The organism is Enterobacter cloacae complex sp. ECC445 (genome assembly GCF_021892025.1).
In the GTDB taxonomy this organism is placed as follows: domain Bacteria; phylum Pseudomonadota; class Gammaproteobacteria; order Enterobacterales; family Enterobacteriaceae; genus Enterobacter; species Enterobacter chengduensis.
Genome location: NZ_JAKLRZ010000015.1, coordinates 23038 through 47503, shown reverse-complemented (window position 1 = coordinate 47503; position 24466 = coordinate 23038). Strand labels below are relative to the sequence as shown.

General features: G+C 56.3%; 21 protein-coding genes. 14 read left to right on the top strand and 7 right to left on the bottom strand.

Features of this window, described 5'->3' with window-relative positions:
• Nucleotides 1-19 precede the first annotated feature (19 nt).
• A complete protein-coding gene (gene acuI, locus L6R44_RS13715) occupies nucleotides 20-994 on the bottom strand; it encodes an acrylyl-CoA reductase (NADPH) (RefSeq protein WP_237424518.1) in 975 nt (324 codons plus the stop codon).
• Nucleotides 995-1176: 182 nt separating this feature from the next.
• Here acuI and csrD point away from each other — a divergent pair, with 182 nt between their 5' ends.
• From csrD to tldD, 8 genes are all read left to right on the top strand, one after another.
• Nucleotides 1177-3117 carry an RNase E specificity factor CsrD gene (csrD, locus tag L6R44_RS13710; protein WP_237424517.1) on the top strand — a complete coding sequence of 647 codons (1941 nt, stop codon included), beginning with the start codon at nucleotides 1177-1179 and terminating at the stop codon, nucleotides 3115-3117.
• Between the two features lie 283 nt (nucleotides 3118-3400).
• Nucleotides 3401-4444 (top strand): rod shape-determining protein MreB, encoded by a 1044-nt coding sequence (mreB, locus tag L6R44_RS13705; protein ID WP_000913396.1) that lies wholly within the window; start codon nucleotides 3401-3403, stop codon nucleotides 4442-4444.
• A 62-nt stretch (nucleotides 4445-4506) separates the two neighbouring features.
• Nucleotides 4507-5523 carry a rod shape-determining protein MreC gene (mreC, locus tag L6R44_RS13700; RefSeq protein WP_032642443.1) on the top strand — a complete coding sequence of 339 codons (1017 nt, stop codon included), beginning with the start codon at nucleotides 4507-4509 and terminating at the stop codon, nucleotides 5521-5523.
• Nucleotides 5523-6011: a rod shape-determining protein MreD gene (gene mreD, locus L6R44_RS13695; RefSeq protein ID WP_023309399.1), complete on the top strand. Its 489-nt coding sequence runs from the start codon at nucleotides 5523-5525 to the stop codon at nucleotides 6009-6011. Before mreC ends, mreD begins: the two co-directional genes overlap by 1 nt.
• Before the next feature lie 9 nt (nucleotides 6012-6020).
• A complete protein-coding gene (locus L6R44_RS13690) occupies nucleotides 6021-6614 on the top strand; it encodes a Maf family protein (RefSeq protein WP_032642441.1) in 594 nt (197 codons plus the stop codon).
• Nucleotides 6604-8073: a ribonuclease G gene (gene rng / locus L6R44_RS13685; protein WP_237424516.1), complete on the top strand. Its 1470-nt coding sequence runs from the start codon at nucleotides 6604-6606 to the stop codon at nucleotides 8071-8073. The genes L6R44_RS13690 and rng overlap by 11 nt, the downstream gene beginning before the upstream one ends.
• Before the next feature lie 42 nt (nucleotides 8074-8115).
• On the top strand, nucleotides 8116-11919 hold the full coding sequence (yhdP, locus tag L6R44_RS13680) for an AsmA2 domain-containing protein YhdP (protein WP_237424515.1): 3804 nt from the start codon (nucleotides 8116-8118) through the stop codon (nucleotides 11917-11919).
• 84 nt (nucleotides 11920-12003) lie between these two features.
• Nucleotides 12004-13449: a metalloprotease TldD gene (gene tldD / locus L6R44_RS13675; RefSeq protein WP_047716087.1), complete on the top strand. Its 1446-nt coding sequence runs from the start codon at nucleotides 12004-12006 to the stop codon at nucleotides 13447-13449.
• A 45-nt stretch (nucleotides 13450-13494) separates the two neighbouring features.
• Here the strand turns inward: tldD and L6R44_RS13670 are convergent, their stop codons facing one another.
• The gene (locus L6R44_RS13670; protein WP_032642433.1) at nucleotides 13495-14109 is read right to left on the bottom strand and encodes a YagU family protein; all 615 of its coding nucleotides are present in this window, start codon (nucleotides 14107-14109) and stop codon (nucleotides 13495-13497) included.
• A gap of 219 nt (nucleotides 14110-14328) precedes the next feature.
• Nucleotides 14329-15255, bottom strand: coding sequence for an HTH-type transcriptional activator AaeR (gene aaeR / locus L6R44_RS13665; RefSeq protein WP_032642431.1), 927 nt, complete (start codon nucleotides 15253-15255; stop codon nucleotides 14329-14331).
• Nucleotides 15256-15434: 179 nt separating this feature from the next.
• On the opposite strand from aaeR, the gene aaeX reads away from it, so the two are divergent.
• From aaeX to L6R44_RS13640, 5 genes are all read left to right on the top strand, one after another.
• A complete protein-coding gene (gene aaeX / locus L6R44_RS13660) occupies nucleotides 15435-15638 on the top strand; it encodes a p-hydroxybenzoic acid efflux pump operon protein AaeX (protein ID WP_003860416.1) in 204 nt (67 codons plus the stop codon).
• Between the two features lie 7 nt (nucleotides 15639-15645).
• Nucleotides 15646-16578, top strand: coding sequence for a p-hydroxybenzoic acid efflux pump subunit AaeA (gene aaeA / locus L6R44_RS13655; RefSeq protein ID WP_032642737.1), 933 nt, complete (start codon nucleotides 15646-15648; stop codon nucleotides 16576-16578).
• A 5-nt stretch (nucleotides 16579-16583) separates the two neighbouring features.
• Nucleotides 16584-18551 (top strand): p-hydroxybenzoic acid efflux pump subunit AaeB, encoded by a 1968-nt coding sequence (aaeB, locus tag L6R44_RS13650; protein WP_237424514.1) that lies wholly within the window; start codon nucleotides 16584-16586, stop codon nucleotides 18549-18551.
• An 89-nt stretch (nucleotides 18552-18640) separates the two neighbouring features.
• On the top strand, nucleotides 18641-20095 hold the full coding sequence (locus L6R44_RS13645) for an NAD-dependent succinate-semialdehyde dehydrogenase (protein ID WP_237424513.1): 1455 nt from the start codon (nucleotides 18641-18643) through the stop codon (nucleotides 20093-20095).
• Between the two features lie 45 nt (nucleotides 20096-20140).
• A complete protein-coding gene (locus tag L6R44_RS13640; protein WP_032642424.1) occupies nucleotides 20141-20413 on the top strand; it encodes a barstar family protein in 273 nt (90 codons plus the stop codon).
• A gap of 62 nt (nucleotides 20414-20475) precedes the next feature.
• Here the strand turns inward: L6R44_RS13640 and yhcN (L6R44_RS13635) are convergent, their stop codons facing one another.
• The 3 genes from yhcN (L6R44_RS13635) to argR all read right to left on the bottom strand — a co-directional run bounded on the left by yhcN (L6R44_RS13635) (nucleotide 20476) and on the right by argR (nucleotide 21964).
• Nucleotides 20476-20742 carry a peroxide/acid stress response protein YhcN gene (gene yhcN, locus L6R44_RS13635; protein WP_032659672.1) on the bottom strand — a complete coding sequence of 89 codons (267 nt, stop codon included), beginning with the start codon at nucleotides 20740-20742 and terminating at the stop codon, nucleotides 20476-20478.
• A gap of 111 nt (nucleotides 20743-20853) precedes the next feature.
• A complete protein-coding gene (yhcN, locus tag L6R44_RS13630) occupies nucleotides 20854-21117 on the bottom strand; it encodes a peroxide/acid stress response protein YhcN (RefSeq protein ID WP_077064350.1) in 264 nt (87 codons plus the stop codon).
• A gap of 376 nt (nucleotides 21118-21493) precedes the next feature.
• Nucleotides 21494-21964 (bottom strand): transcriptional regulator ArgR, encoded by a 471-nt coding sequence (gene argR / locus L6R44_RS13625; protein WP_023309388.1) that lies wholly within the window; start codon nucleotides 21962-21964, stop codon nucleotides 21494-21496.
• A 397-nt stretch (nucleotides 21965-22361) separates the two neighbouring features.
• Here argR and mdh point away from each other — a divergent pair, with 397 nt between their 5' ends.
• Entirely contained in the window at nucleotides 22362-23300 is a 939-nt protein-coding gene (mdh, locus tag L6R44_RS13620) for a malate dehydrogenase (protein ID WP_008502835.1), read from the top strand.
• Nucleotides 23301-23357: 57 nt separating this feature from the next.
• Here the strand turns inward: mdh and degS are convergent, their stop codons facing one another.
• Nucleotides 23358-24425 carry an outer membrane-stress sensor serine endopeptidase DegS gene (gene degS / locus L6R44_RS13615; protein ID WP_008502834.1) on the bottom strand — a complete coding sequence of 356 codons (1068 nt, stop codon included), beginning with the start codon at nucleotides 24423-24425 and terminating at the stop codon, nucleotides 23358-23360.
• Nucleotides 24426-24466: the final 41 nt, after the last annotated feature.

Genomic DNA, 24466 nt, shown 5'->3' with positions numbered 1-24466 from the left:
TGTCACGAAAATTTGAAGATTAGGCGATTTTCACCAGCGCGCGACCGTGGAACTGGTTGTCCATGATCTTACTGGCATAGTCCGGCGCCTGGCTGAGGGTTATCTCCGTGGCGCTCTGGGTGTAGAACGATTCAGGCAGGTCGCGTACCAGACGTTCCCATGCCGCCGTACGACGGGCCGCAGGGGTCATCACGGAATCCACGCCCTGCAGGCGGACGTTACGCAGAATAAAGGGCATCACGGTGGTTGGCAGGGCAAATCCGCCCGCCAGCCCGCAGGCTGCCACGCAGCCGCCGTAATTCATCTGCGCCAGCACTTTCGCCAGCACCTTGTCTCCGACGGTATCCACTGCCCCGGCCCAGACCTGTTTTTCCAGCGGACGGGTTTCCGCGAATTCGTCGCGGCCAAGAATGCGGCTGGCGCCGAGCTGGCGCAGGTAATCGTGGGTGCTTTCACGACCGGTCACCGCCGCGACCTGGTAGCCCAGCTTGTGCAGCAGCGTCACTGCCGTGCTGCCCACGCCGCCGCTGGCGCCGGTGACGACAATTTCCCCCGAATCAGGGCGGATGCCCGCGTCTTCAAGCGCCATCACGCACAGCATGGCGGTAAAGCCTGCCGTGCCGACGATCATCGCCTTGCGGCCATCCATGCCTTTCGGCATCGGCACCAGCCAGTCGCCCTTCACGCGCGCCTGCGTGGCCAGCCCGCCCCAGTGATTTTCACCCACGCCCCAGCCGGTGAGCAGCACCTGCTGGCCCGGATGGAAGCGCGGATCCTCGCTGGTATGAACCCGGCCCGCAAAGTCAATTCCCGGCACCATAGGGAAATTTCGGATGATTTTACCCTTACCGGTAATCGCCAGCGCATCTTTATAATTTAAACTGGACCAGTCGATGTCGACGGTGACGTCGCCTTCCGGCAGGCGATGCTCTTCTACCGCCTGTACCGAGGCAAGCGTTCTGCCGTCCTGCTGTTCTAAGATCAAAGCCTGCATACGGGGTCCTCTCGACTCAGATGATTGGAAAATAATTTCTGAAGACTATACTCGCTCAGGGAAACGCAGTGCCGATTTAACGCAATAAATTGCCAGATACGCCCGATTTGGTAGTATGCCGCATTTGAAATGCAAGTTAGCGCTTACTCGCTACCCCATCAACCCACGGAGTAATCTCAAGGATGCGATTAACGACGAAGTTCTCAGCTTTTATCACCTTGCTGACGGGGTTGACCATTTTTGTCACCCTTCTGGGCTGTTCGCTAAGCTTTTACAACGCCATTCAGGACAAGCTGGTCAATCGGGTACAGTCCGTTGCGTCGGTGATTGATACGCGTCTGCTGACAACGCCGCTACCGGCGCTCTCCCGCGAGCTTGATGAGCTGATGGTACCTGTTGATATTGTTCAGATCGACATCCAGCAGGGAGCGCATCGTGTGTTAAGCCACGCGCGGCCCGGAAGTTACCGCCCCGCGGGCGTGGTGAGTCAGTACCGGGAGGTGACGGTGCACTCCCTTAAAAATCCGGGGATGACGATACACATGGTCTACCTCGATCCGATGGCCAGCTATTTTCGTTCCATGATGACCACCGCGCCGCTCACCGTTGCCGTTGCGTTTATCGTCCTGCTGATCTTTCTCGCGGTCCGCTGGCTGCGCCGCCAGCTCTCCGGCCAGGAACTCCTGGAGATGCGCTCCGTAAGGATCCTTAACGGCGAACGTGGCCCGCAGGTGCGTGGCTCTGTTCACGAGTGGCCGGCACGCGCCAGCAGCGCGCTCGATACACTGCTCTCCGAAATCCAGTTTGCCAGCGACCAGCGCAGCCGAATGGATTCGCTGATCCGCTCTTATGCGGCGCAGGATAATAAAACCGGCCTTAACAACCGCCTTTTCTTTGATAATCAGCTCGCCACGCTGCTCGACGATTCAGAAAAAGTGGGGACGCACGGGGTGGTGATGATGATTCGCCTGCCCGATTTCGATCTCCTGCGCGACACCTGGGGACAGCGGGTCGCGGAAGAAAATCTCTTTACGCTGATCAACCTGCTCTCCACCTTTATTATGCGCTACCCGGGCGCGCTGCTGGCCCGCTATCACCGCAGCGACTTTGCCGTGTTGCTGCCGCATCGCACGCTGAAGGAGTCGGAAAGCATCGCCAGCCAGCTGCTGAAGGCGGTGGATGCCCTGCCGCAGAGCAAAATGCTCGACAGGGACGATATGGTCCACATGGGGATCTGCGCCTGGCGCGGCGGGCAATCGACAGAACAGGTGATGGAACATGCGGAAGCCGCTACCCGCAACGCCGTGTTGCAGGGGGCAAACGGATGGGCGGTGTATGATGACTCGCTGCCGGAAAAAGGGCGCGGCAACGTGCGCTGGCGTACGCTGATTGAGCAAATGCTTAGCCGCGGCGGGCCACGTATCTATCAAAAACCCGCGGTCATGAAAAATGGGAACGTTCATCACCGTGAATTAATGTGTCGTATTTTTGACGGTACGGAAGAGGTTATCTCGGCGGAATATCTGCCGATGGTGCTGCAATTTGGTCTGTCCGAAGAGTATGACCGCCAGCAAATTACCCGGCTGATGCCGTTTTTATCCTTCTGGCCGGAAGAGAACCTGGCGTTACAGGTGACCGTGGAGTCGTTAATACGTCCACGTTTTCAGCGCTGGCTACGTGATACATTAATGCAATGCGAAAAATCGCAACGCAAACACATTATTTTTGAACTTGCTGAGGCCGATGTAGGTCAACACATCAGCCGGTTACGTCCGGTGGTCCGTTTGATCAATGCGCTGGGCGCGCGTGTCGCCGTGACGCAGGCAGGTTTAACGCTGGTCAGTACCAACTGGATCAAGGAGCTGGATGTGGAGCTATTAAAGCTCCATCCAGGGCTGGTAAGGAATATTGAGAAGCGTACGGAAAACCAGCTGCTGGTTCAGAGTCTGGTCGAAGCCTGCAAGGGAACGCGAACGCAGGTCTTTGCCGCGGGCGTACGCTCCAGAGCCGAATGGCAGATGTTAACAGAGCGCGGCGTCATGGGTGGTCAGGGGGATTTTTTTGCTGCCTCTCAGCCGCTTGACACCAACGTGAAAAAATATTTGCAAAGATACTCTGTTTGACCTGCCGTTTATGTTGTTTTCACGTAGAATATCGCGCCTGTAGCTTTGAGTATGTCGAGCAAAAAAGCCAGTGAACGACCTTTAACGCGTTACAAAGGTCAGTAAGGAATGCTGCTGTTGACTCAGCCCTGAGGGAGTCAGGGATCAATTTTGTAACATCAGGAAACGTACTGCACAAATTTTCACCGTTGCAGATGATTTTTGCGCCTTGTCGCTGCTGCGTGTGGTTGGTAAAGTAAGCGGATTTTGTTTTCCGCCCCAGCTTTCAGGATTATCCCTTAGTATGTTGAAAAAATTTCGTGGCATGTTTTCCAATGACCTGTCCATTGACCTGGGTACCGCGAATACCCTTATTTATGTAAAAGGACAAGGCATCGTATTGAATGAGCCTTCTGTTGTGGCCATTCGTCAGGATCGTGCAGGCTCGCCGAAAAGCGTCGCTGCAGTGGGTCATGACGCGAAGCAGATGCTGGGTCGTACCCCTGGCAACATCGCCGCTATTCGCCCAATGAAAGACGGCGTTATCGCCGACTTCTTCGTGACTGAAAAAATGCTTCAGCACTTCATCAAGCAGGTTCACAGCAACAGCTTCATGCGCCCAAGCCCGCGTGTTCTGGTGTGCGTGCCGGTTGGCGCAACCCAGGTAGAACGTCGCGCAATTCGTGAATCTGCCCAGGGTGCAGGTGCACGTGAAGTGTTCCTGATTGAAGAGCCAATGGCTGCGGCTATCGGTGCGGGTCTGCCTGTTTCCGAAGCGACCGGTTCTATGGTGGTGGACATCGGTGGTGGTACCACTGAAGTGGCCGTTATCTCTCTGAACGGCGTGGTGTACTCCTCTTCCGTACGTATCGGTGGTGACCGCTTCGACGAAGCCATCATTAATTATGTGCGCCGTAACTACGGCTCTCTGATCGGTGAAGCCACCGCAGAGCGCATCAAACACGAAATCGGCTCTGCGTATCCGGGCGATGAAGTGCGTGAGATTGAAGTGCGTGGCCGTAACCTGGCTGAAGGTGTGCCGCGCGGTTTCACCCTGAACTCCAACGAAATTCTGGAAGCGCTGCAGGAACCGCTGACGGGCATCGTGAGTGCGGTAATGGTTGCGCTGGAACAGTGTCCGCCAGAGCTGGCATCCGATATCTCCGAGCGCGGTATGGTTCTGACCGGTGGTGGTGCGCTGCTGCGTAACCTCGACCGCCTGTTAATGGAAGAGACAGGTATTCCTGTCGTAGTTGCAGAAGATCCACTGACTTGCGTCGCCCGTGGTGGTGGCAAGGCGCTGGAAATGATCGACATGCACGGCGGCGATTTGTTCAGCGAAGAGTAGTCGAGTTTGAGAGGGTAGCAATTTGCTACCCTTTCTCTCTGACGCGAGAATACGCATAGCCTATGAAGCCAATTTTTAGCCGTGGCCCATCGCTACAGTTTCGCCTCATTCTGGCGGTTCTGGTTGCGCTTGGGGTCATTATTGCCGATAGCCGCCTCGGTACGTTCAGCCAGATCAGAACGTACATGGATACCGCCGTCAGTCCTTTCTACTTTGTTTCAAATGGTCCCCGCGAACTGCTCGACTCCGTTTCTCAAACGCTGTCTTCGCGCGACCAACTCGAACTCGAAAACCGGGCATTACGTCAGGAACTGTTGCTGAAAAACAGCGAACTGCTGATGCTGGGGCAATACAAGCAGGAAAACGCGCGTCTGCGTGAACTGCTCGGCTCGCCGCTGCGTCAGGATGAGCAGAAAATGGTCACCCAGGTGATCTCAACCGTGAACGACCCCTACAGCGATCAGGTTGTGATCGACAAAGGGAGCGTGAACGGCGTCTATGAAGGTCAGCCTGTTATCAGTGATAAAGGCGTTGTGGGCCAGGTTGTTGCCGTGGCTAAACTGACCAGCCGCGTGCTGCTGATTTGCGATGCCACGCATGCGCTGCCGATCCAGGTTCTGCGTAACGACATTCGCGTGATTGCCGCCGGGAACGGCTGTACGGACGACCTGCAGCTGGAACACCTGCCGGCCAACACGGATATCCGCGTGGGCGACGTGCTGGTGACCTCCGGTCTGGGTGGCCGCTTCCCTGAAGGCTATCCGGTTGCAGTGGTCTCTTCGGTGAAGCTGGATACGCAGCGTGCCTATACCGTGATTCAGGCGCGTCCAACCGCCGGTTTACAGCGTCTGCGCTATCTGCTGCTGCTGTGGGGTGCCGATCGTAACGGTGCTAACCCGATGACGCCTGAAGAGGTCCATCGTGTGGCCAACGAGCGCCTGATGCAGATGATGCCGCAGGTTCTCCCGCCTGCAGATTCCATGGGGCCACCTGCGCCAGTCCCGGCACCGGCTACGGGGTTAACGCAGCCGCTGCCGGATGCGCCGCCACCGCCTAAAGTCTCTTCGGGAGGGCAGTAGTGGCAAGCTATCGTAGCCAGGGACGCTGGGTCATCTGGCTCTCGTTTCTCATTGCGCTGTTACTGCAAGTGATGCCCTGGCCGGATGACATTCTCGTTTTCCGGCCAAACTGGGTCTTGCTCATTTTACTGTACTGGATCCTTGCCCTGCCGCATCGCGTAAATGTCGGCACAGGTTTTGTGATGGGTGCCATACTGGATCTCATTAGTGGCTCAACGCTTGGCGTGCGCGCCTTGTCCATGAGTATTATTGCGTACCTCGTCGCACTTAAATTCCAGCTCTTCCGTAACCTTGCGCTCTGGCAACAGGCCCTGGTGGTGATGCTGTTGTCGCTCGCTGCGGATATCGTTGTTTTCTGGGCAGAGTTTTTAGTGATCAACGTCTCTTTCCGACCGGAAGTGTTCTGGAGTAGTGTAGTAAACGGTGTGCTCTGGCCATGGCTGTTCCTGCTGATGCGTAAGGTTCGCCAGCAGTTTGCTGTGCAATAAAAGGTTTCTATGACGTCTTTGTATCTCGCTTCCGGCTCCCCGCGCCGCCAGGAACTCCTGACGCAGCTCGGGGTCTCTTTTGAACGCATCGTGACCGGCATTGAAGAAAAACGTGCTGAGGGTGAAAGTGCTCAACAGTACGTGTCTCGACTAGCGCGCGAAAAAGCGCAGGCTGGCGTAGCGTTAGTGCCTCGCGATCTTCCCGTGCTGGGAGCAGATACCATCGTTATTCTTAACGGTGAAGTGCTTGAGAAACCGCGCGACGCCGATCATGCGGCGCGCATGCTGCGCAAAATGTCCGGGCAAACGCATCAGGTGATGACCGCCGTCGCGCTGGCTGACAGCCAGCACGTGCTGGATTGCCTGGTGGTGACAGAAGTGACGTTCAGAGTACTTACCGACGACGATATCGCCGCGTATATTGCCAGCGGTGAACCGATGGATAAAGCAGGTGCATACGGTATTCAGGGGCTGGGTGGCTGTTTTGTCAGGAAGATTCATGGCAGCTATCACGCCGTAGTCGGCTTACCGCTGGTGGAAACGTATGAGTTGCTGAGCAATTTTAACTCACTGCGTGAGGGAAGGGATAATTATGACGGCTGAATTGTTGGTAAACGTAACGCCATCGGAAACCCGTGTGGCCTATATTGATGGTGGCATTCTTCAGGAAATTCATATTGAGCGTGAAGCGCGGCGCGGAATAGTAGGCAATATCTACAAAGGTCGTGTCAGTCGTGTACTACCGGGTATGCAGGCGGCTTTTGTAGATATTGGACTCGATAAGGCGGCGTTTTTACACGCCTCCGATATCATGCCGCACACCGAGTGCGTCGCGGGCGAAGAGCAAAAGCAGTTTGCCGTGCGCGACATTTCTGAACTGGTGCGTCAGGGACAGGATCTGATGGTGCAGGTGGTGAAAGATCCCCTTGGCACCAAAGGTGCCCGTCTGACCACCGACATCACCTTACCATCCCGCTATCTGGTCTTCATGCCCGGCGCGTCGCACGTCGGCGTCTCACAGCGTATTGAGAGCGAAAGCGAGCGCGAGCGTCTGAAGACAGTGGTCAGCGCCTACTGCGATGAACAGGGCGGGTTTATCATCCGCACCGCGGCGGAAGGGATTAGCGAGGAAGACCTCGCGTCGGATGCGGCTTACCTGAAGCGCGTCTGGACCAAAGTGATGGAGCGTAAAAAACGCAACCAGACCCGCTACCAGCTCTACGGTGAGCTGGCGCTGGCGCAGCGCGTGCTGCGCGACTTTGCCGATGCGCAGCTCGACCGCATTCGCGTAGACTCTCGCCTGACGTATGAGGCCCTGCTGGAGTTTACCGCTGAATACATTCCGGAAATGCCGGGCCTGCTGGAGCATTACACCGGGCGCCAGCCGATCTTCGATCTCTATGATGTCGAAAACGAGATCCAGCGCGCGCTGGAGCGTAAGGTCGAGCTGAAGTCAGGCGGCTATCTGATCATCGATCAGACCGAAGCGATGACCACCGTCGATATCAACACCGGCGCGTTTGTCGGCCATCGCAACCTGGATGACACCATCTTCAACACCAACATCGAAGCCACGCAGGCGATCGCGCGCCAGCTGCGTCTGCGCAATCTGGGCGGCATTATCATCATCGACTTCATCGATATGAGTAATGAAGACCACCGCCGCCGGGTGCTGCATTCGCTGGAGCAGGCGCTGAGTAAAGACCGCGTGAAAACCAGCATCAACGGCTTCTCACAGCTGGGGCTGGTGGAAATGACGCGTAAGCGTACCCGTGAAAGCGTTGAGCATGTGCTGTGTAATGAATGCCCGACCTGCCATGGACGCGGAACGGTAAAGACGGTTGAGACCGTCTGCTACGAAATTATGCGAGAAATCGTCCGTGTTCATCACGCCTACGACTCCGATCGTTTTCTGGTCTATGCTTCCCCTGCGGTGGCTGAAGCGCTGAAAGGCGAAGAGTCACACGCGCTGGCGGAAGTGGAAATCTTTGTCGGCAAACAGGTAAAAGTACAAATTGAACCGCTCTATAACCAGGAGCAGTTTGACGTCGTAATGATGTAAAACGCAGTACGCTGCGTGACGAAAGCTGACAAGGAGAGATGCGTGAGGCGATTGCCGGGGATTTTATTGCTTACAGGGGCAACGCTGGTCGTGATTGTCGCGTTGCTCGTGAGCGGGCTACGCCTCGTATTGCCGCATCTGGACAGCTGGCGTCCGCAACTGCTGGCGAAAATCGAATCCACTACCGGCGTGCCGGTGAACGTCAGCCAGATTAGCGCTAGCTGGCAGAATTTTGGCCCGACGCTCGATGTCCGGGATATCAATGCCAGCCTCAAAGACGGTGGCCACCTCAACATCAAGCGCGTGACCCTGGCGCTGGACGTCTGGCAAAGCCTGCTGCATTTTCGCTGGCAGTTCCGCGATCTCACCTTTTACCAGCTCCAGTTTCTGACCAATACGCCGATCTCCGGCGGTGATAATAGTCAGGGACTGGAAGCGAACCATTTCAGCGATCTCTTCCTCCGCCAGTTCGATCATTTCGATCTGCGCGACAGCGAGGTGAGCTTTATTACGCTTTCCGGCCAGCGCGCCGAACTGGCGATCCCGCAGCTAACCTGGCTCAACGGCAAAAATCGACACCGCGCTGAAGGACAGGTGAGCCTCTCCAGCCTGAACGGCCAGCATGGCGTGATGCAGGTGCGCATGGATCTGCGGGACGATGACGGCCTGCTAAACAACGGCAAAGTCTGGCTGCAGGCCGACGACGTCGACGTGAAGCCGTGGCTGGGCGACTGGATCCAGCAGAATATGCAGCTGGAAACCGCCCGCTTCAGCCTTGAAGGCTGGCTGACCCTGACGAAAGGTGAATTTGCCAGCGGTGATATCTGGCTTAAGCAGGGGGGCGCAAGCTGGAAAGGCGAAAAACAGCAGCATCAGCTTTCCGTTGATAACCTCACCGCGCACGTGACGCAGGAAAAAGAGGGCTGGCAGTTTGCCATTCCGGATACGCGCATCACCATGGACGGCAAGCCGTGGCCGCGCGGTGCGCTGACGCTGGCCTGGATGCCGGAGCAGGACGTGGGCGGCAAGGCCAGTAAACGCAGCGACGAACTGCGCATCCGCGCCAGCAATCTCGATTTAGCTGCCATTGAAGGGCTGCGCTCGATGGCGGCAAAGATTTCCCCGGACCTCGGCGACATCTGGCTGGCAACGCAGCCGAGCGGGCAGATAGACGCTCTGGCGCTGGATATCCCGCTGCAGGCGACGGAAAAAACCCGCTTCCAGGCAACGTGGAAAGATCTTGCCTGGAAGCAGTGGAAGCTGCTGCCGGGGGCGGAGCACTTTAGCGGCAAGCTGGAAGGCAGCGTGGAAAACGGCAGGCTGACGGTAGATATGCACGACGCCAAAATGCCTTACGAGACGGTCTTCCGCGCGCCGCTGGAAATCGAACAGGGCAACGCGGTACTGAGCTGGCTCCGTAACGATAAGGGTTTCCAGCTTGATGGCCGCCATATCGATGTGAAAGCCAAAGCGGTGCACGCGCGCGGCGACTTCCGCTACCTGCAGCCTGAAGGCGACGAGCCGTGGCTGGGGATTCTGGCCGGAATCAGTACCGATGACGGCTCTCAGGCCTGGCGCTATTTCCCGGAAAACCTGATGGGCAAGGCGCTGGTCGACTATCTCAGTGGCGCGATTCAGGGCGGTCAGGCGGATAACGCCACGCTGGTCTACGGCGGTAATCCGCATCTTTTCCCGTACAAACATAATGAAGGTCAGTTCCAGGTCCTGGTGCCGCTGCACAACGCCACCTTCGCGTTCCAGCCGGGCTGGCCCGCGCTTGAAAACCTGGATATCGAGCTTAACTTCCTCAATGACGGACTGTGGATGAAGTCCGACAGCGTGGCGCTGGGCGGCGTGACGGCCAGCAACCTGACGGCCAACATTCCAGACTACTCAAAAGAGAAGCTGCTGATCGACGCCGATATCAACGGCCCGGGTAAAGCGGTGGGGCCGTACTTTGAGGAGACGCCGCTGAAAGAATCGCTGGCCGCGACGCTTCAGCAGCTCCAGCTTGATGGCGATGTGAATGCTCGCTTACATCTTGATATCCCGCTGGACGGAGAGATGACCACCGCCAAAGGTGACGTCCGTCTGAAGAACAACAGTCTGTTCATCAAACCCCTTGAGAGCACCCTCAAAAACCTCAGCGGGCAGTTCAGCTTTGTGAACGGTAACCTCAGGAGCGAGCCGCTGACCGCCAGCTGGTTTAATCAGCCGGTAAATATCGACTTCACCACCACCGAGGGTGAAAAGGCCTATCAGGTGGCCGTCAATCTGGACGGTAGCTGGCAGCCAGCGCGGATGGATGTCCTGCCGAAGCCGATTGAGGCGTCAGTGGAGGGGGCGGTCCCCTGGCAGGGGAAAGTGGCCATCGATCTGCCCTACCACGCGGGTGCCCAGTACAAGGTCGACATCACCGGCGATCTGAAAAACCTTCGCAGCCAGCTTCCTGCGCCGCTGGATAAACAGGCCGGGCAGCCGCTGCCGGTCAAGCTGAACGTCGATGGCAACCTGAACAGCTTCGCGCTGACCGGCAGCGCGGGCGGGACAAACCACTTCAACAGCCGCTGGCTGCTTAACAAAAAGCTCACCCTCGACAAAGCCATCTGGACAACCGATAGCCGCTCCACGCCGCCGCTGCCGGAGCAGGCGGGCATTGAGCTAAATCTCCCGCCGATGGACGGCGCAGAGTGGCTGGCGCTGTTCCAGAAAGGCGTTGGGCAAAACGTGGATGAAACCGCCCAGTTCCCGCAAACCATAACCGTGCGCACGCCGTCGCTGATGCTGGGCGGGCAGCAGTGGAACAACCTGAGTATTATTTCGCAGCCCGTCGCTAACGGCACGAAGGTGGAGGCTCAGGGCAGAGAGATCAACGGTACGCTGACCATGCGCAATCACGCGCCGTGGCAGGCGGCGATCCGCTACCTCTACTTCAACCCGGCAAGCGCCGCGAGCGGGAAAGACAAACCGGCAGCAACATCGCCGCTGGGTCAAACCTCCCGTATCGATTTTAGCGGCTGGCCCGATCTCCAGCTGCGCTGTGCGGAATGCTGGCTGTGGGGGCAAAAATACGGCCGTATCGACGGTGATTTCGCCATTCAGGCCAATACGCTTAGGCTGTCCGGCGGCCTGATTGATACCGGTTTTGGCCGCATGACGGCCGCAGGGGAATGGGTAAATAAGCCGGGCGAGCAGCGAACGTCCCTGAAGGGCGATATTAAAGGCAACAAGCTGGATGCGGCAGCCAATTTCTTTGGGATCAGCACGCCGCTGCGCGGCTCGTCATTTGACGTCGATTACGATCTTCACTGGCGTGATGCTCCGTGGAAGCCTGATGAAGCCTCGCTGAACGGTATTTTGAAAACCCGCTTCGGCAAAGGTGAAATCGCCGACGTGAGCACGGGGCGCGCCGGGCAGATCCTGCGCCTGCTGAGTTTTGACGCGCTGCTGCGCAAGCTGCGTTTCGACTTCAGCGATACCTTCAGCGAAGGCTTCTACTATGATTCCATCCGCAGCACGGCCTGGATCAAAGATGGCGTTATGCATACGGATGACACGCTGGTGGACGGCCTGGAGGCGGATATCGCCATGAAAGGCTCCGTAAACCTTGTGCGTCGCGAGCTGGATATGGAAGCCGTGGTGGCGCCGGAAATTTCCGCGAGCGTGGGCGTTGCGGCGGCCTTCGTGGTGAACCCGATTGTCGGTGCGGCGGTATTTGCCGCCAGCAAGGTGCTGGGGCCGCTGTGGAGCAAAGTCTCCATTCTGCGCTACCGCATTACCGGTCCGATCGATAAACCGCAGATTAACGAGGTGCTGCGCCAGCCGCGCAAAGATGCACAGCAATGATTTGACGTGGGCAGGTAATTGCCTCACTCTCAATAAATACGATCTTTATACCGCCACGGGCGGCAACGAACGAGTAGCAATACGATGAGTCTGAACCTGGTAAGTGAACATTTGCTCGCAGCGAACGGCCTGAGCCATCAGGACCTGTTCTCCATTCTTGGTCAACTGACCGAACGCCGTCTCGACTACGGCGATCTCTATTTCCAGTCGAGCTATCACGAATCCTGGGTTTTAGAAGACAGCATCATCAAAGATGGCTCTTACAACATCGACCAGGGCGTCGGCGTCCGTGCCGTCAGCGGGGAAAAAACCGGTTTTGCCTATGCCGACCAGATTAGCCTCGCCGCACTTGAGCAGAGCGCGCAGGCCGCACGTACCATCGTGCGTGATACCGGCGATGGTCGTGTGAAAACGCTGGGAGAAGTGCAGCATTCTGCGCTCTATACCAGCATCGATCCGCTCCAGAGCATGAGCCGTGAAGAGAAGCTGGATATCCTGCGCCGCGTGGACAAAGTCGCCCGCGCTGCCGATAAGCGCGTGCAGGAAGTCTCTGCCAGCCTGAGCGGCGTGTATGAGTTGATTCTGGTGGCCGCAACGGACGGTACCCTGGCGGCAGACGTCCGTCCGCTGGTGCGTCTCTCGATCAGCGTGCAGGTCGATGACGACGGCAAACGCGAGCGTGGCTCAAGCGGCGGCGGCGGTCGTTTCGGCTATGACTGGTTCCTGGCCGATGTCGACGGTGAAGCTCGCGCTGACGCGTGGGCAAAAGAAGCCGTGCGGATGGCGCTGGTGAATCTGAATGCCGTTGCGGCGCCGGCGGGGTCATTCCCGGTGGTGCTGGGTGCCGGCTGGCCGGGCGTACTGCTGCATGAGGCGGTGGGCCACGGTCTGGAAGGCGACTTTAACCGTCGCGGAACGTCCGTGTTCAGCGGTCAAATCGGACAGCTCGTCTCCTCTGAGCTGTGCACCGTGGTGGATGATGGCACCATGCGCGATCGTCGCGGCTCGGTGGCAATCGATGATGAAGGTACGCCAGGCCAGTACAATGTGCTGATTGAAAACGGCGTGCTGAAAGGCTACATGCAGGACAAACTTAACGCGCGCCTGATGGGCGTCGCGCCGACGGGCAACGGCCGCCGTGAGTCTTACGCGCACCTGCCGATGCCGCGCATGACCAACACTTATATGCTGCCGGGCAAATCCACGCCGCAGGAGATTATCGAATCCGTTGATTACGGTATCTTTGCGCCTAACTTTGGCGGCGGCCAGGTAGACATCACCTCCGGTAAGTTTGTTTTCTCCACGTCAGAAGCGTATCTTATCGAGAAAGGTAAGGTGACCAAAGCGGTGAAAGGTGCAACCCTGATTGGCTCCGGTATTGAAGCCATGCAGCAGATCTCGATGGTCGGCAACGATCTGAAGCTGGACAACGGCGTGGGCGTCTGCGGCAAAGAGGGCCAGAGCCTGCCGGTGGGCGTGGGCCAGCCAACGCTGAAGGTGGACAACCTGACGGTGGGCGGTACCGCCTGACCTGTTCATGCAAAAAAAAGGCGCTACCGATGTAGCGCCTTTTTTTTAACGTAAGTTACCCAGCGGTATCTCCGGATCCGGCTCGTGCGTGATGCGGTTACGCAAGTCACGACGAATGATTTCGATCGACCAGAACCAGACCAGATGGCCCACGATCTCTGACACGTGTTCATACCACGGCAGCTCAAACAGCGGTGGCGTCAGCCCCATCAGCGGGAAGGAGATCATATGCACAAAAAGCTGAGCTAACGCACCCGCCAGCAAACCCTGCCAGAGTTTAATTTTCGGGAAGACTTCAGCCACTACACAATAGCCTACGGCGAAGACGATGGAGAAAATAATATGCGTCACGCCGACCCAGTTAAATATATGTCCGGCAAAGGTATAAACCGCCGCGTTAGGATCGACGACGCCCAGCCAGTCGCGTAAAAATACATAGGGAGGGTTCAAAAAATTACGAGAGCAGTCAATCTGGCTTGCGGCCCTGATTAATTGCTCAGGCCCGCATGCGCCGGTGAATAAATCGGTGGGGCTGCGTGGCGGAAGCGGTACTTCGGCTCCCCATTTGACAAAGGCGGAGACAATCCCTGCAATTAAACCGATGAACGCGGCGAGACCATAGCGCCTGCGTGAAGGCGGTGTTTGTTCAAAGAGATTCATTTGTTTTCCTTGTTTAACGTCATCCTGCGAAATACATTTTATTATTCATATCAGTAACAAATTAATAACAGTCTGATGAACAGACTGCATATAAAGTAATGGGCGGGCGGCGGTAGTGTCAATTAGCTATTCCTGATAGTAACGAGGGAATATTCCAGAATGCGGATGTGATTCATCCTGGGAATATTCATCGCTCATATACTTTCAGGGATAAATCGATTATTCCTTTCTTCTTCCCCGCATTCCCTGAAACAGCTCCGCCACGTCCACAAAATACTCGGTCAGATAGTTAATACACACCTGTACCTTGAGAGGGAGTTTGTCTTTTTCGGTATACAGGGCGTACACCGGACGCGGATCGGACTGGTAGCGGGGGAAGAGGATCTCCAGCACGCCGCTGTTGATCTCGTTGATCACCCACATTAGGGGGACGTAGGCGATCCCGGCACCGGCCACCAGCCAGCGCGAAATGGTCATCGGATCGTTGGTGACGAATCGCCCTTCCGGCAGCAGCCTGGTGGAGATCCCCTCCGGGGCAATCAGCTCAAATTCATTGTCGGGCCGCACGCTGTATTCCAGCCACGAGTGGTTGGTAAGATCGGCGGGTTTCTCCGGAACACCGTACTGCGCCAGATAGCTTTTTGAGGCGCAGACGACCATCGGCATGCTGCCCAGTCGACGCGAGAACAGGCTGGAATCCTGCAGCGCGCCGACGCGGATCACCACGTCCAGCCCGTCAGCAATCAGATCCGGCGCAGGGATACCCGTCACCAGATTAACGGTCAGCCCGGGGTACTCTTTCAGCATATCCGCGGTCATGGCAGCGAGAACATTTTGTGCCATAGTTGAAGAACACCCGATGCGCAGCGTGCCGATCGGGGTGTTGTTAAAAGCGTAGAGCTGTTCGTGGACGTCCTGCACTTCGTGCATCATGCGTCGGCAGCCCTGATAGTAAATTTTACCCGCTTCCGTCAGCCCAATGCTGCGGGTACTGCGGTTGAGCAGCTTGACCTGAAGCTCATCTTCCAGTTTAGACACCGTCTGGCTGATGGATGAGACGCTCATCTGAAGCTGGCGTGCCGCGGCGGTAAACGAACCCAGTTCAACCACTTTGGCGAAGACCGACATGCGTTTTAAACGTTCCATTGTTCACTCTGGCTTAAAAGTGATTTAGATCACATATTATAGATAACAGCATAACAGTTACGTTAATATATTATTAATTACATAACGGCTGCGCCATTCTCGCCCGGCGTTTCTTGCTCTCCTGCGATGGCGCGCGCTAAAAAATTCTGAAGCCTGCACTCTCTCTTATCAAGGTCAACATGAGTCTGTTTCCCGTTATCGTGGTGTTCGGTCTGTCGTTCCCACCGATATTTTTCGAGCTACTTTTATCACTGGCGATCTTCTGGCTGGTGCGCAAGGTGTTGGTCCCTACCGGGATCTACGATTTCGTCTGGCACCCTGCATTGTTCAATACCGCGCTGTATTGCTGCCTGTTTTACCTGATATCGCGCATGTTTGTCTGAGGTTGATGTGAAAACGCTAACAAGAAAAATCTCCCGCACTGCCATCACCATGGCGCTGGTTATCCTCGCCTTCATCGCTATTTTCCGCGCCTGGGTTTATTACACCGAATCGCCGTGGACGCGTGATGCACGCTTCAGCGCCGATGTGGTGGCAATCGCCCCTGACGTGGCCGGCCTTATCACAGCGGTCAACGTCCACGATAACCAGCTGGTGAAGAAAGACCAGGTCCTGTTCACCATCGACCAGCCACGTTACCAGAAAGCGCTGGAAGAGGCCGAAGCGGACGTGGCCTATTACCAGGCGCTGGCTGCGGAGAAACGCCGCGAGGCAGGGCGCCGTAACCAACTGGGCGTTCAGGCCATGTCCCGTGAAGAGATTGACCAGTCCAACAACGTGCTGCAAACCGTGCTGCACCAGCTGGCGAAAGCGCAAGCCACGCGCGATCTCGCTAAGCTCGATCTGGAGCGCACCGTGATCCGCGCCCCGTCGGATGGTTGGGTAACCAACCTGAACGTCTATGCCGGGGAGTTCATTACCCGTGGTTCAACCGCCGTGGCGCTGGTTAAGCAGAACTCCTTCTACGTGCTCGCCTATATGGAAGAGACCAAGCTTGAAGGCGTGCGTCCGGGTTATCGTGCGGAAATCACGCCGCTGGGCAGTAACCGCGTCATTAAAGGCACCGTCGACAGCGTCGCGGCAGGGGTAACCAACTCCAGCAGCTCTAACGATACCAAAGGAATGGCGACGGTGGATTCCAACCTGGAGTGGGTACGTCTGGCGCAGCGCGTGCCGGTGCGCATCCACCTGGATGAACAGCAGGGCAACCTGTGGCCTGCGGGGACCACGGCGACGGTGGTGATTACCGGTGAAAAAGACAGGGATGCCAGCCAGGACTCGTTCTTCCGTAAAATCGCCCACCGCCTGCGCGAGTTTGGTTAATCGCTATGGGCATCTTTTCCATCGCCAGCCAGCACATTCGCTTCGCCGTGAAGCTGGCCTGTGCCATTGTGCTGGCGCTGTTTGTTGGCTTCCACTTCCAGCTTGAAACCCCGCGCTGGGCAGTGCTGACGGCCGCGATTGTCGCGGCGGGTCCCGCCTTTGCCGCGGGTGGGGAACCCTATTCAGGCGCGATCCGCTATCGCGGAATGCTGCGTATCATCGGGACGTTCATCGGCTGTATCGCGGCGCTCACCATTATTATCCTGATGATCCGCACCCCGCTGCTGATGCTGATGGTCTGCTGTATCTGGGCGGGCTTTTGCACCTGGATCTCGTCTCTGGTGAAGGTGGAGAACTCCTACGCCTGGGGGCTGGCGGGCTATACCGCGCTGATCATTATCATCACCATTCAGTCCGAACCGCTGCTCGCCCCGCAGTTTGCTGTTGAACGCTGCAGCGAAATTGTGATTGGTATTGTCAGTGCGATTGTCGCTGACCTGTTGTTCTCCCCGCGCTCCATCAAGCAGGAAGTCGACCGTGAGCTCGACGCGCTGATTGTCGCCCAGTACCAGCTGATGCAGCTCTGCATCAAGCACGGCGACAGCGAAGAGGTGGATAACGCCTGGAGCGGCCTGGTTCGCCGCACCCAGGCGCTGGAGGGGATGCGCAGCAACCTGAACATGGAGTCGTCACGCTGGGCTCGCGCGAATCGCCGCCTGAAAGCCCTCAACACCGTTTCTCTTACGCTGATTACCCAGGCATGTGAAACCTATCTGATTCAGAACACCCGGCCGGAAGCGGTCACCGATACGTTCCGCGAACTGTTTGCCGAGCCGGTGGAAACCGTTCAGGACGTACATAAGCAGCTCAAGCGCATGCGCCGGGTGATTGCCTGGACCGGGGAGCGCGATACGCCGGTGACGATCTACACCTGGGTCGGCGCCGCGACGCGCTATCTGCTGTTGAAACGCGGCGTGATCGGTAACGCCAAAATCAGCGCGGCGGAAGAAGAGGTGCTTCAGGGAGAGGTGGTGATCAAGGCCGAATCCGCCGAGCGCCATCACGCGATGGTCAACTTCTGGCGTACCACGCTCGCCTGTATGCTCGGCACGCTGTTCTGGCTCTGGACGGGCTGGACGTCCGGCAGCGGCGCGATGGTGATGATTGCCGTCGTGACCGCACTGGCGATGCGTCTGCCTAACCCACGCATGGTCGCGATTGATTTTCTGTACGGTACCATTGCCGCCCTGCCGATCGGCGCGCTCTATTTTCTGGTCATCATCCCGTCGACCCAGCAGAGCATGCTGCTGCTCTGTATTAGCCTGGCGGTGATGGCGTTCTTTATCGGCATTGAAGTGCAAAAGCGGCGGCTGGGATCGCTGGGGGCGCTGGCGAGTACGATTAATATCATCGTGCTGGATAACCCGATGACCTTCCATTTCAGCCAGTTCCTCGACAGCGCGTTAGGTCAGCTGGTGGGCTGTTTCCTGGCAATGATGGTGATCCTGCTGGTTCGCGATAATTCGCAGGCAAGAACGGGCCGCGTGCTGTTGAACCAGTTTGTGTCGGCCGCCGTGTCGTCGATGACAACCAATACCGCGCGCCGTAAAGAGAACCACCTTCCCGCGCTCTACCAGCAGCTGTTTTTACTGCTCAACAAGTTCCCGGGCGATATCGCGAAGTTCCGCCTGGCGTTAACCATGATCATCGCGCACCAGCGCCTGCGCAATGCGCCCGTGCCGATCAACGACGATCTGTCGGCCTGGCACCGCCAGTTACGCCGTACCGCCGATCATGTGCTATCCGCCAGCAGCGATGACAAACGGCGTCGTTATTTTACGCAGCTGCTTGAAGAGCTCGATATCTATCAGGAAAAGCTTAAGCGCTGGGACGCGCCGCTTCAGGTAACCGAGCCGGTAGGACGGCTGGCGCTGATGCTGCATCGCTATCAAAATGCCCTCACGGATAACTGACTGAAGTAAAAAAACCGACGCCAAAAGCGTCGGTTTTTTTGTGGCTATACTTATTTCAGCACGTTCTTACATTCAGAAAGGGAGGACACATGACGACCCAGGCGCTTCAGGATCACATCCTTTTTCAGACCGGTTATCTGGTCAACGGGATCTGGAAAACGCTGGACACGACGTTTGACGTACTTAACCCGGCCACCGGAGAAGTCATCGCCCGCGTCGCGAAAGCCGGAAAAGCAGAAACCGAAGCGGCGATTGCTGCCGCCACCCAGGCTTTCCCGGCCTGGCGTGCCAAAACCGCGAAAGAACGCTCGGCCATTCTGTACCGCTGGTACGAACTGATTATTGAGAATAAAAGCTGGCTCGGGCGGTTAATGACCACCGAACAGGGCAAGCCGCTGAAGGAGGCGGAAGGTGAGGTGGAGTACGCCGCCAGCTTTATCCAGTGGTTTGCCGAAGAGGCCAAGCGCGCGAACGGTGAAATTATTCCGCCAATCAAACCCGGCTCGCGCATTCTGGCAACCCGTGAACCTGTTGGCGTGGTCGCGGCGATTACGCCGTGGAACTTCCCGATGGCCATGCTCACCCGCAAGTTAGGCCCGGCGCTGGCGGCAGGGTGTACCGGGGTGATCAAACCGGCGAATAACACGCCGCTCAGCGCCTTTGCGCTGCTTACGCTGGCGAAACAGGCCGGCGTGCCCGACGGCGTTCTCAACGCCGTGGCCGGGAATACGCATGAAATAAGCGATGCGATCATGGCCAGCCGGGACGTGCGTAAAATCTCCTTTACCGGTTCAACCTCCGTCGGCAAAACGCTGGTGCGCAACGCCGCCGAAACCATGAAGAAAGTCTCGATGGAGCTGGGAGGGAATGCACCCTATATCGTTTTTGAGGATGCGGACATCGACGCGGCGGTTAAGGGGGCGATTGCCAACAAGTTCCGCAATGCCGGTCAGGTCTGCGTCAGCGTGAACCGTTTTTATATTCAGGAAACCGTCTACGACAAGTTTGTGAATAAACTTGCCGATGCCGTGAAGGCGCTGAAGGTGGGGGATGGTCTTGAGGACGGCGTCGTCGTCGGGCCGCTAATTGAATCTTCTGCGGTCGACAAGGTGCGGGAGCATGTCGACGACGCCGTCGCCCGAGGCGCAACCGTGCTGGCAGGCGGTAAGTCCCATCCGCTTGGCGGGAACTTCTGGATGCCAACCGTGCTGGGCGACTGCCATGAGGGCATGAAGCTGGCAGAAGAAGAGACGTTTGGCCCGGTTGCGGCGTGCTTCCGCTTTACCTCTGAAGATGAAGTCATCCAGCGCGCCAACAACACGCCCTACGGGCTGGCGGCTTACTTCTATACCCAGAATCTCTCACGGGTCTTCCGCGTTTCGCAGGCCATCGAGAGCGGGATGATCGGCATTAACGAGTGCGCCGTCTCCACGGAACTGGGACCCTTTGGCGGCGTAAAAGAGTCAGGCCTTGGACGCGAGGGCTCCGTGCTGGGGCTGGAAGAGTATCTGGAAGTGAAAACCCTGCATATCGGGGGATTATAATAAACAGGGCGGCATCTGCCGCTCGCCTGGACAGGGTCGCTGGCAATGAAAATCTATACGTTTGATTTTGACGAGATTGACGGTCAGGAAGACTTCTACCGTGAATTTATTCGCGTGTTTGAGCTTGAACGGGAAAGCGTGACGAATCTGGATACGCTGTGGGACGTGGTCACCGGCAGTCAGCTGCCGCTACCGCTGGAAATTGAGTTCATCCATTTGCCCGATAAGCTGCGCAGACGCTTTGGCGCGCTGATATTGCTGTTCGATGAAGCGGAAGAAGAGCTGGAAGGACAGCTGCGCTTTAACGCGCGGCATTGAATGAAAAAAAGCCCCTGACCATGAGGCCAGGGGCAAGTCGTATGATGAGATACGACGAGGGTTTATTTATACAGTTCTGCCGTAGCATGCCAGTGGTCGCCCTGATTCAGCTCGGTGACGCGGTAGCTGCTGGCGCCTGCTTTTTCAGCTTTGGCGGCAAGTTCATGACGGATATCCATCGGTGAGCCGGTGACTGACGTGACGGAGACGCTGCCCATACGCTGCAGATTTTGTGCCTGATCGGCATTTACCTGCTGTACGGCTGCGCTCGCACCGAAAGAGAGAACGGAAGCCAGACCGAGGGTTGCGATAATCAATTTAGTTTTCATAGTCTTTACTCCTGAATAGGGTTTTTGATTCAACGGCGAGAAGGGTTGAACCGCTATTTTTATGCCTGGTGCCGTTGAGTGGAGATTTACGTTTTCAGTTATTACTAAAACTTATTTGTACAGCTCAGCGGTGGCGTGCCAGTGGTCACCGGAACGCGCTTCGATGATGCGATAAGATGACGCACCCTGTTCTTCCGCTTTTTTGTTCAGCATCTCATGCATGTCCATTGGCGATGTACCCACCGCACCGACAGAAACCGTACCGATAGCTTCGCGGGATTGCGCCTGATCAGCATTGATTGAGTCAGCGGCGAAAGCGCCGAAGGACAGGACGGACAGGACGCTCAGCGCAGCTACAGTCGTTTTGATTTTCATGATTTTTACCTCGTCGAATTTTTTAGTGGGGTCTTGTTTCGTGACCCTCATCACAAAATCAAGTATACACTAATAACGGTAAAAATTAATACCAGACTAATGGTTTCTATTGTTATTACGTGTTAACTGCACTGTTTTTTATAACCAAAGTGCATAATATTGGGTGTTTTTTGAACATTATCGATGGGTAAATCTAATTAAATCATATGGATATCAGCTTTTGATTTTTTGTGCGATTTTTTGATTTAGCATTCACCAGATGAATGTTAATGGGTGGTAAAAAGCACTATTTGTCAAAGTGAAGGGCAGTAGAAAAGCGGGGGTAAACGCAGCGGAAGCAGAACGATCCCCGCAGCGGCGCTACGGGGAGAGGGGCTTAGAGTTCCTGTTCGAACAGAACCAGAATCGCTTCGTGGAGATCTTTAACGGAGAAACCGCTGGCCGGTGTGGTAAAGATGGTGTCATCCCCGGCGATAGTTCCGAGGATACCTTCCGTTTTACCCAACGAGTCCAGCATGCGGGCAATCAGCTGTGCCGCACCGGGGCTTGTGTGGATCACCACGACGGCGTCGTTATGATCGATATCCAGAACCAGATTTTTGAGCGGGCTGGAGGTGGTCGGCACGCCAAGTTCTGCCGGCAGGCAATAGACCATCTCCATCTTGGCGTTACGGGTACGCACCGCGCCAAACTTGGTTAACATGCGGGAGACTTTCGACTGATTGATGTTATCGAAGCCTTGTTCCTGCAGCGCCTGAACAATTTCTCCCTGAGAACTGAATTTCTCTTCTTTGAGTAGCGCCTTAAACGCCTTTACTAATTCTTCTTGCTTAGACGAGCTTCGCATAAGTCACCCGGAATATGACGATAGAAACAACATTATTATGCATGTGGATGAATTTTTATGCAAATTATCTACCGAGCGGTAGGCTGAAATAATGTTATGAAAGGGAGTGATTTTATCAGATTTCGTTATCAGAAAACATGCCTGGGTCACGCCGCGCAAATAAGCTTAAAAGTAAATTAAATGTTATCAAAATGATGTTGTTTTGGTGGCGGGGCAGGGTGTATTGTAACCACCTCTTAAAGCGTTGCTCTTTGTCGTCAGATAGTCTTCTGGTGAGAGATAAAGTCGCGTGACCTCAAATTCTTTAGCTACGAAAATTGTAATTATTTACCTGCTGAATTATGGTCGCCGCAACGGATTTACAGATACTTAAGTTAACCATAATAAGGAGTTTAGGATGAAAGTCGCAGTCCTCGGCGCTGCTGGTGGTATCGGCCAGGCGCTTGCCCTACTACTGAAAACCCAACTGCCTTCAGGCTCAGAACTCTCCCTGTACGATATTGCCCCGGTAACCCCAGGTGTGGCGGTTGACCTGAGCCACATCCCGACCGCTGTTAAAATCAAAGGCTTCTCCGGTGAAGATGCACGTCCTGCCCTGCAGGGTGCCGACGTGGTGCTGATTTCTGCAGGCGTGGCGCGTAAGCCAGGCATGGATCGTTCAGACCTGTTCAACGTCAACGCGGGCATCGTGAAAAACCTGGTGCAGCAGATTGCAGAAGTCTGCCCGAAAGCATGCATCGGCATCATCACGAACCCGGTGAACACCACCGTGGCTATCGCGGCAGAAGTGCTGAAGAAAGCAGGCGTTTACGATAAAAACAAACTGTTCGGCGTGACCACGCTGGATATCATCCGTTCCAACACCTTTGTTGCTGAGCTGAAAGGCAAACAGCCAACAGAAGTGGAAGTGCCGGTCATTGGCGGCCACTCTGGCGTGACCATTCTGCCACTGCTGTCGCAGATCCCAGGCGTGAGCTTCACCGAGCAGGAAGTGGCTGACCTGACTAAACGCATCCAGAACGCGGGCACCGAAGTGGTGGAAGCGAAGGCGGGTGGCGGTTCTGCAACCCTGTCTATGGGCCAGGCGGCTGCACGTTTCGGTCTGTCACTGGTTCGCGCGCTGCAGGGCGAGAAAGGCGTGGTTGAATGCGCTTACGTTGAAGGCGATGGCGAACACGCCCGCTTCTTCTCTCAGCCGCTGCTGCTGGGTAAAAACGGTATCGAAGAGCGTAAGTCTATCGGCACGCTGAGCGCGTTTGAACAACACGCGATGGAAGGCATGCTGGATACGCTGAAAAAAGATATCACCCTGGGCGAAGAGTTCGTTAACAAGTAAAACGCACCGTCTCCCGGCAAAAAAAACGGAGCTTATCGCTCCGTTTTTTTATGCCTGTCAGTTCGTTGCCGGGTATTCCTGAATGGTGACCTGCAGCGTCAGTTTCTTATCGTTGCGCATGACTTCAACCGGGATGATAGAGCCTGGGCGAATTTCTGCCACCTGATCCATTGTCTCCAGCGCAGAGACCGCCGGCGTGCCGTTGACCGACACAATAACGTCATTGACCTGAATCCCCGCGTTGGCCGCAGGCCCCCCCGGTGCGACCTCGTTAACCACGATGCCCTGGATCTGATCGATACCGCCGCCCTGGGTATGCATCGGCGCGATTTCGCGTCCGCCGATACCGATATAGCCGCGGATCACGCGTCCGTCGCGGATCAGCTTGTCCATAATTTTGGTTGCCAGCTGGAACGGAATGGCAAAGCCGATCCCTTCCGGCGTCTCGCCGTCGTTACTCTTATCGAACGAGAGGGTGTTAATGCCCATCAGCTCGCCCAGCGAGTTGACCAGCGCCCCCCCGGAGTTACCGTGGTTGATGGAGGCATCGGTTTGCAGGAAGTTCTGCCGCCCGGAGGGGTTCAAACCGATACGACCGGTCGCGCTGATAATCCCCTGGGTAATGGTCTGACCCAGGTTGTAAGGGTTACCAATCGCCAGGACGACGTCGCCTATATGCGGGGTACGTTTACGGTTGATCGGGATGACCGGCAAACCGCCCGTGGCGTTAATTTTCAGGACGGCCAGGTCGGTCAGGCTGTCAGAGCCAACGAGTAACGCCTCAAAGACGCGGCCATCCTGCAGGGCGACGATGATCTGGTCGGCGTCGTTGATCACGTGCTTGTTGGTAATGATGTAGCCGCGCTCGTCCATGATCACCCCGGAGCCGAGGGTGCGGATCTCCAGCTGGTTATGGGCGGAGGTATTCAGGCCACGGTTATAGACGTTAACCACGGCAGGCGCGGCTCGACGGACGGCCTGGTTATAGGTGGCCGGCGTTTCATCCGTGCTATCAAACTGGGGAGCCGACAGTTTATTAAACTGACGTAAAGACGGCAGCGCCAGCAGCAGCAGGCCAGCGACGATCAAACCGATGACAATAGAACGTAAGAGCTTTAAAAGCATGATGCGCGTGTCGTTAAAAAAGGAACGATTTGCAGCATAAC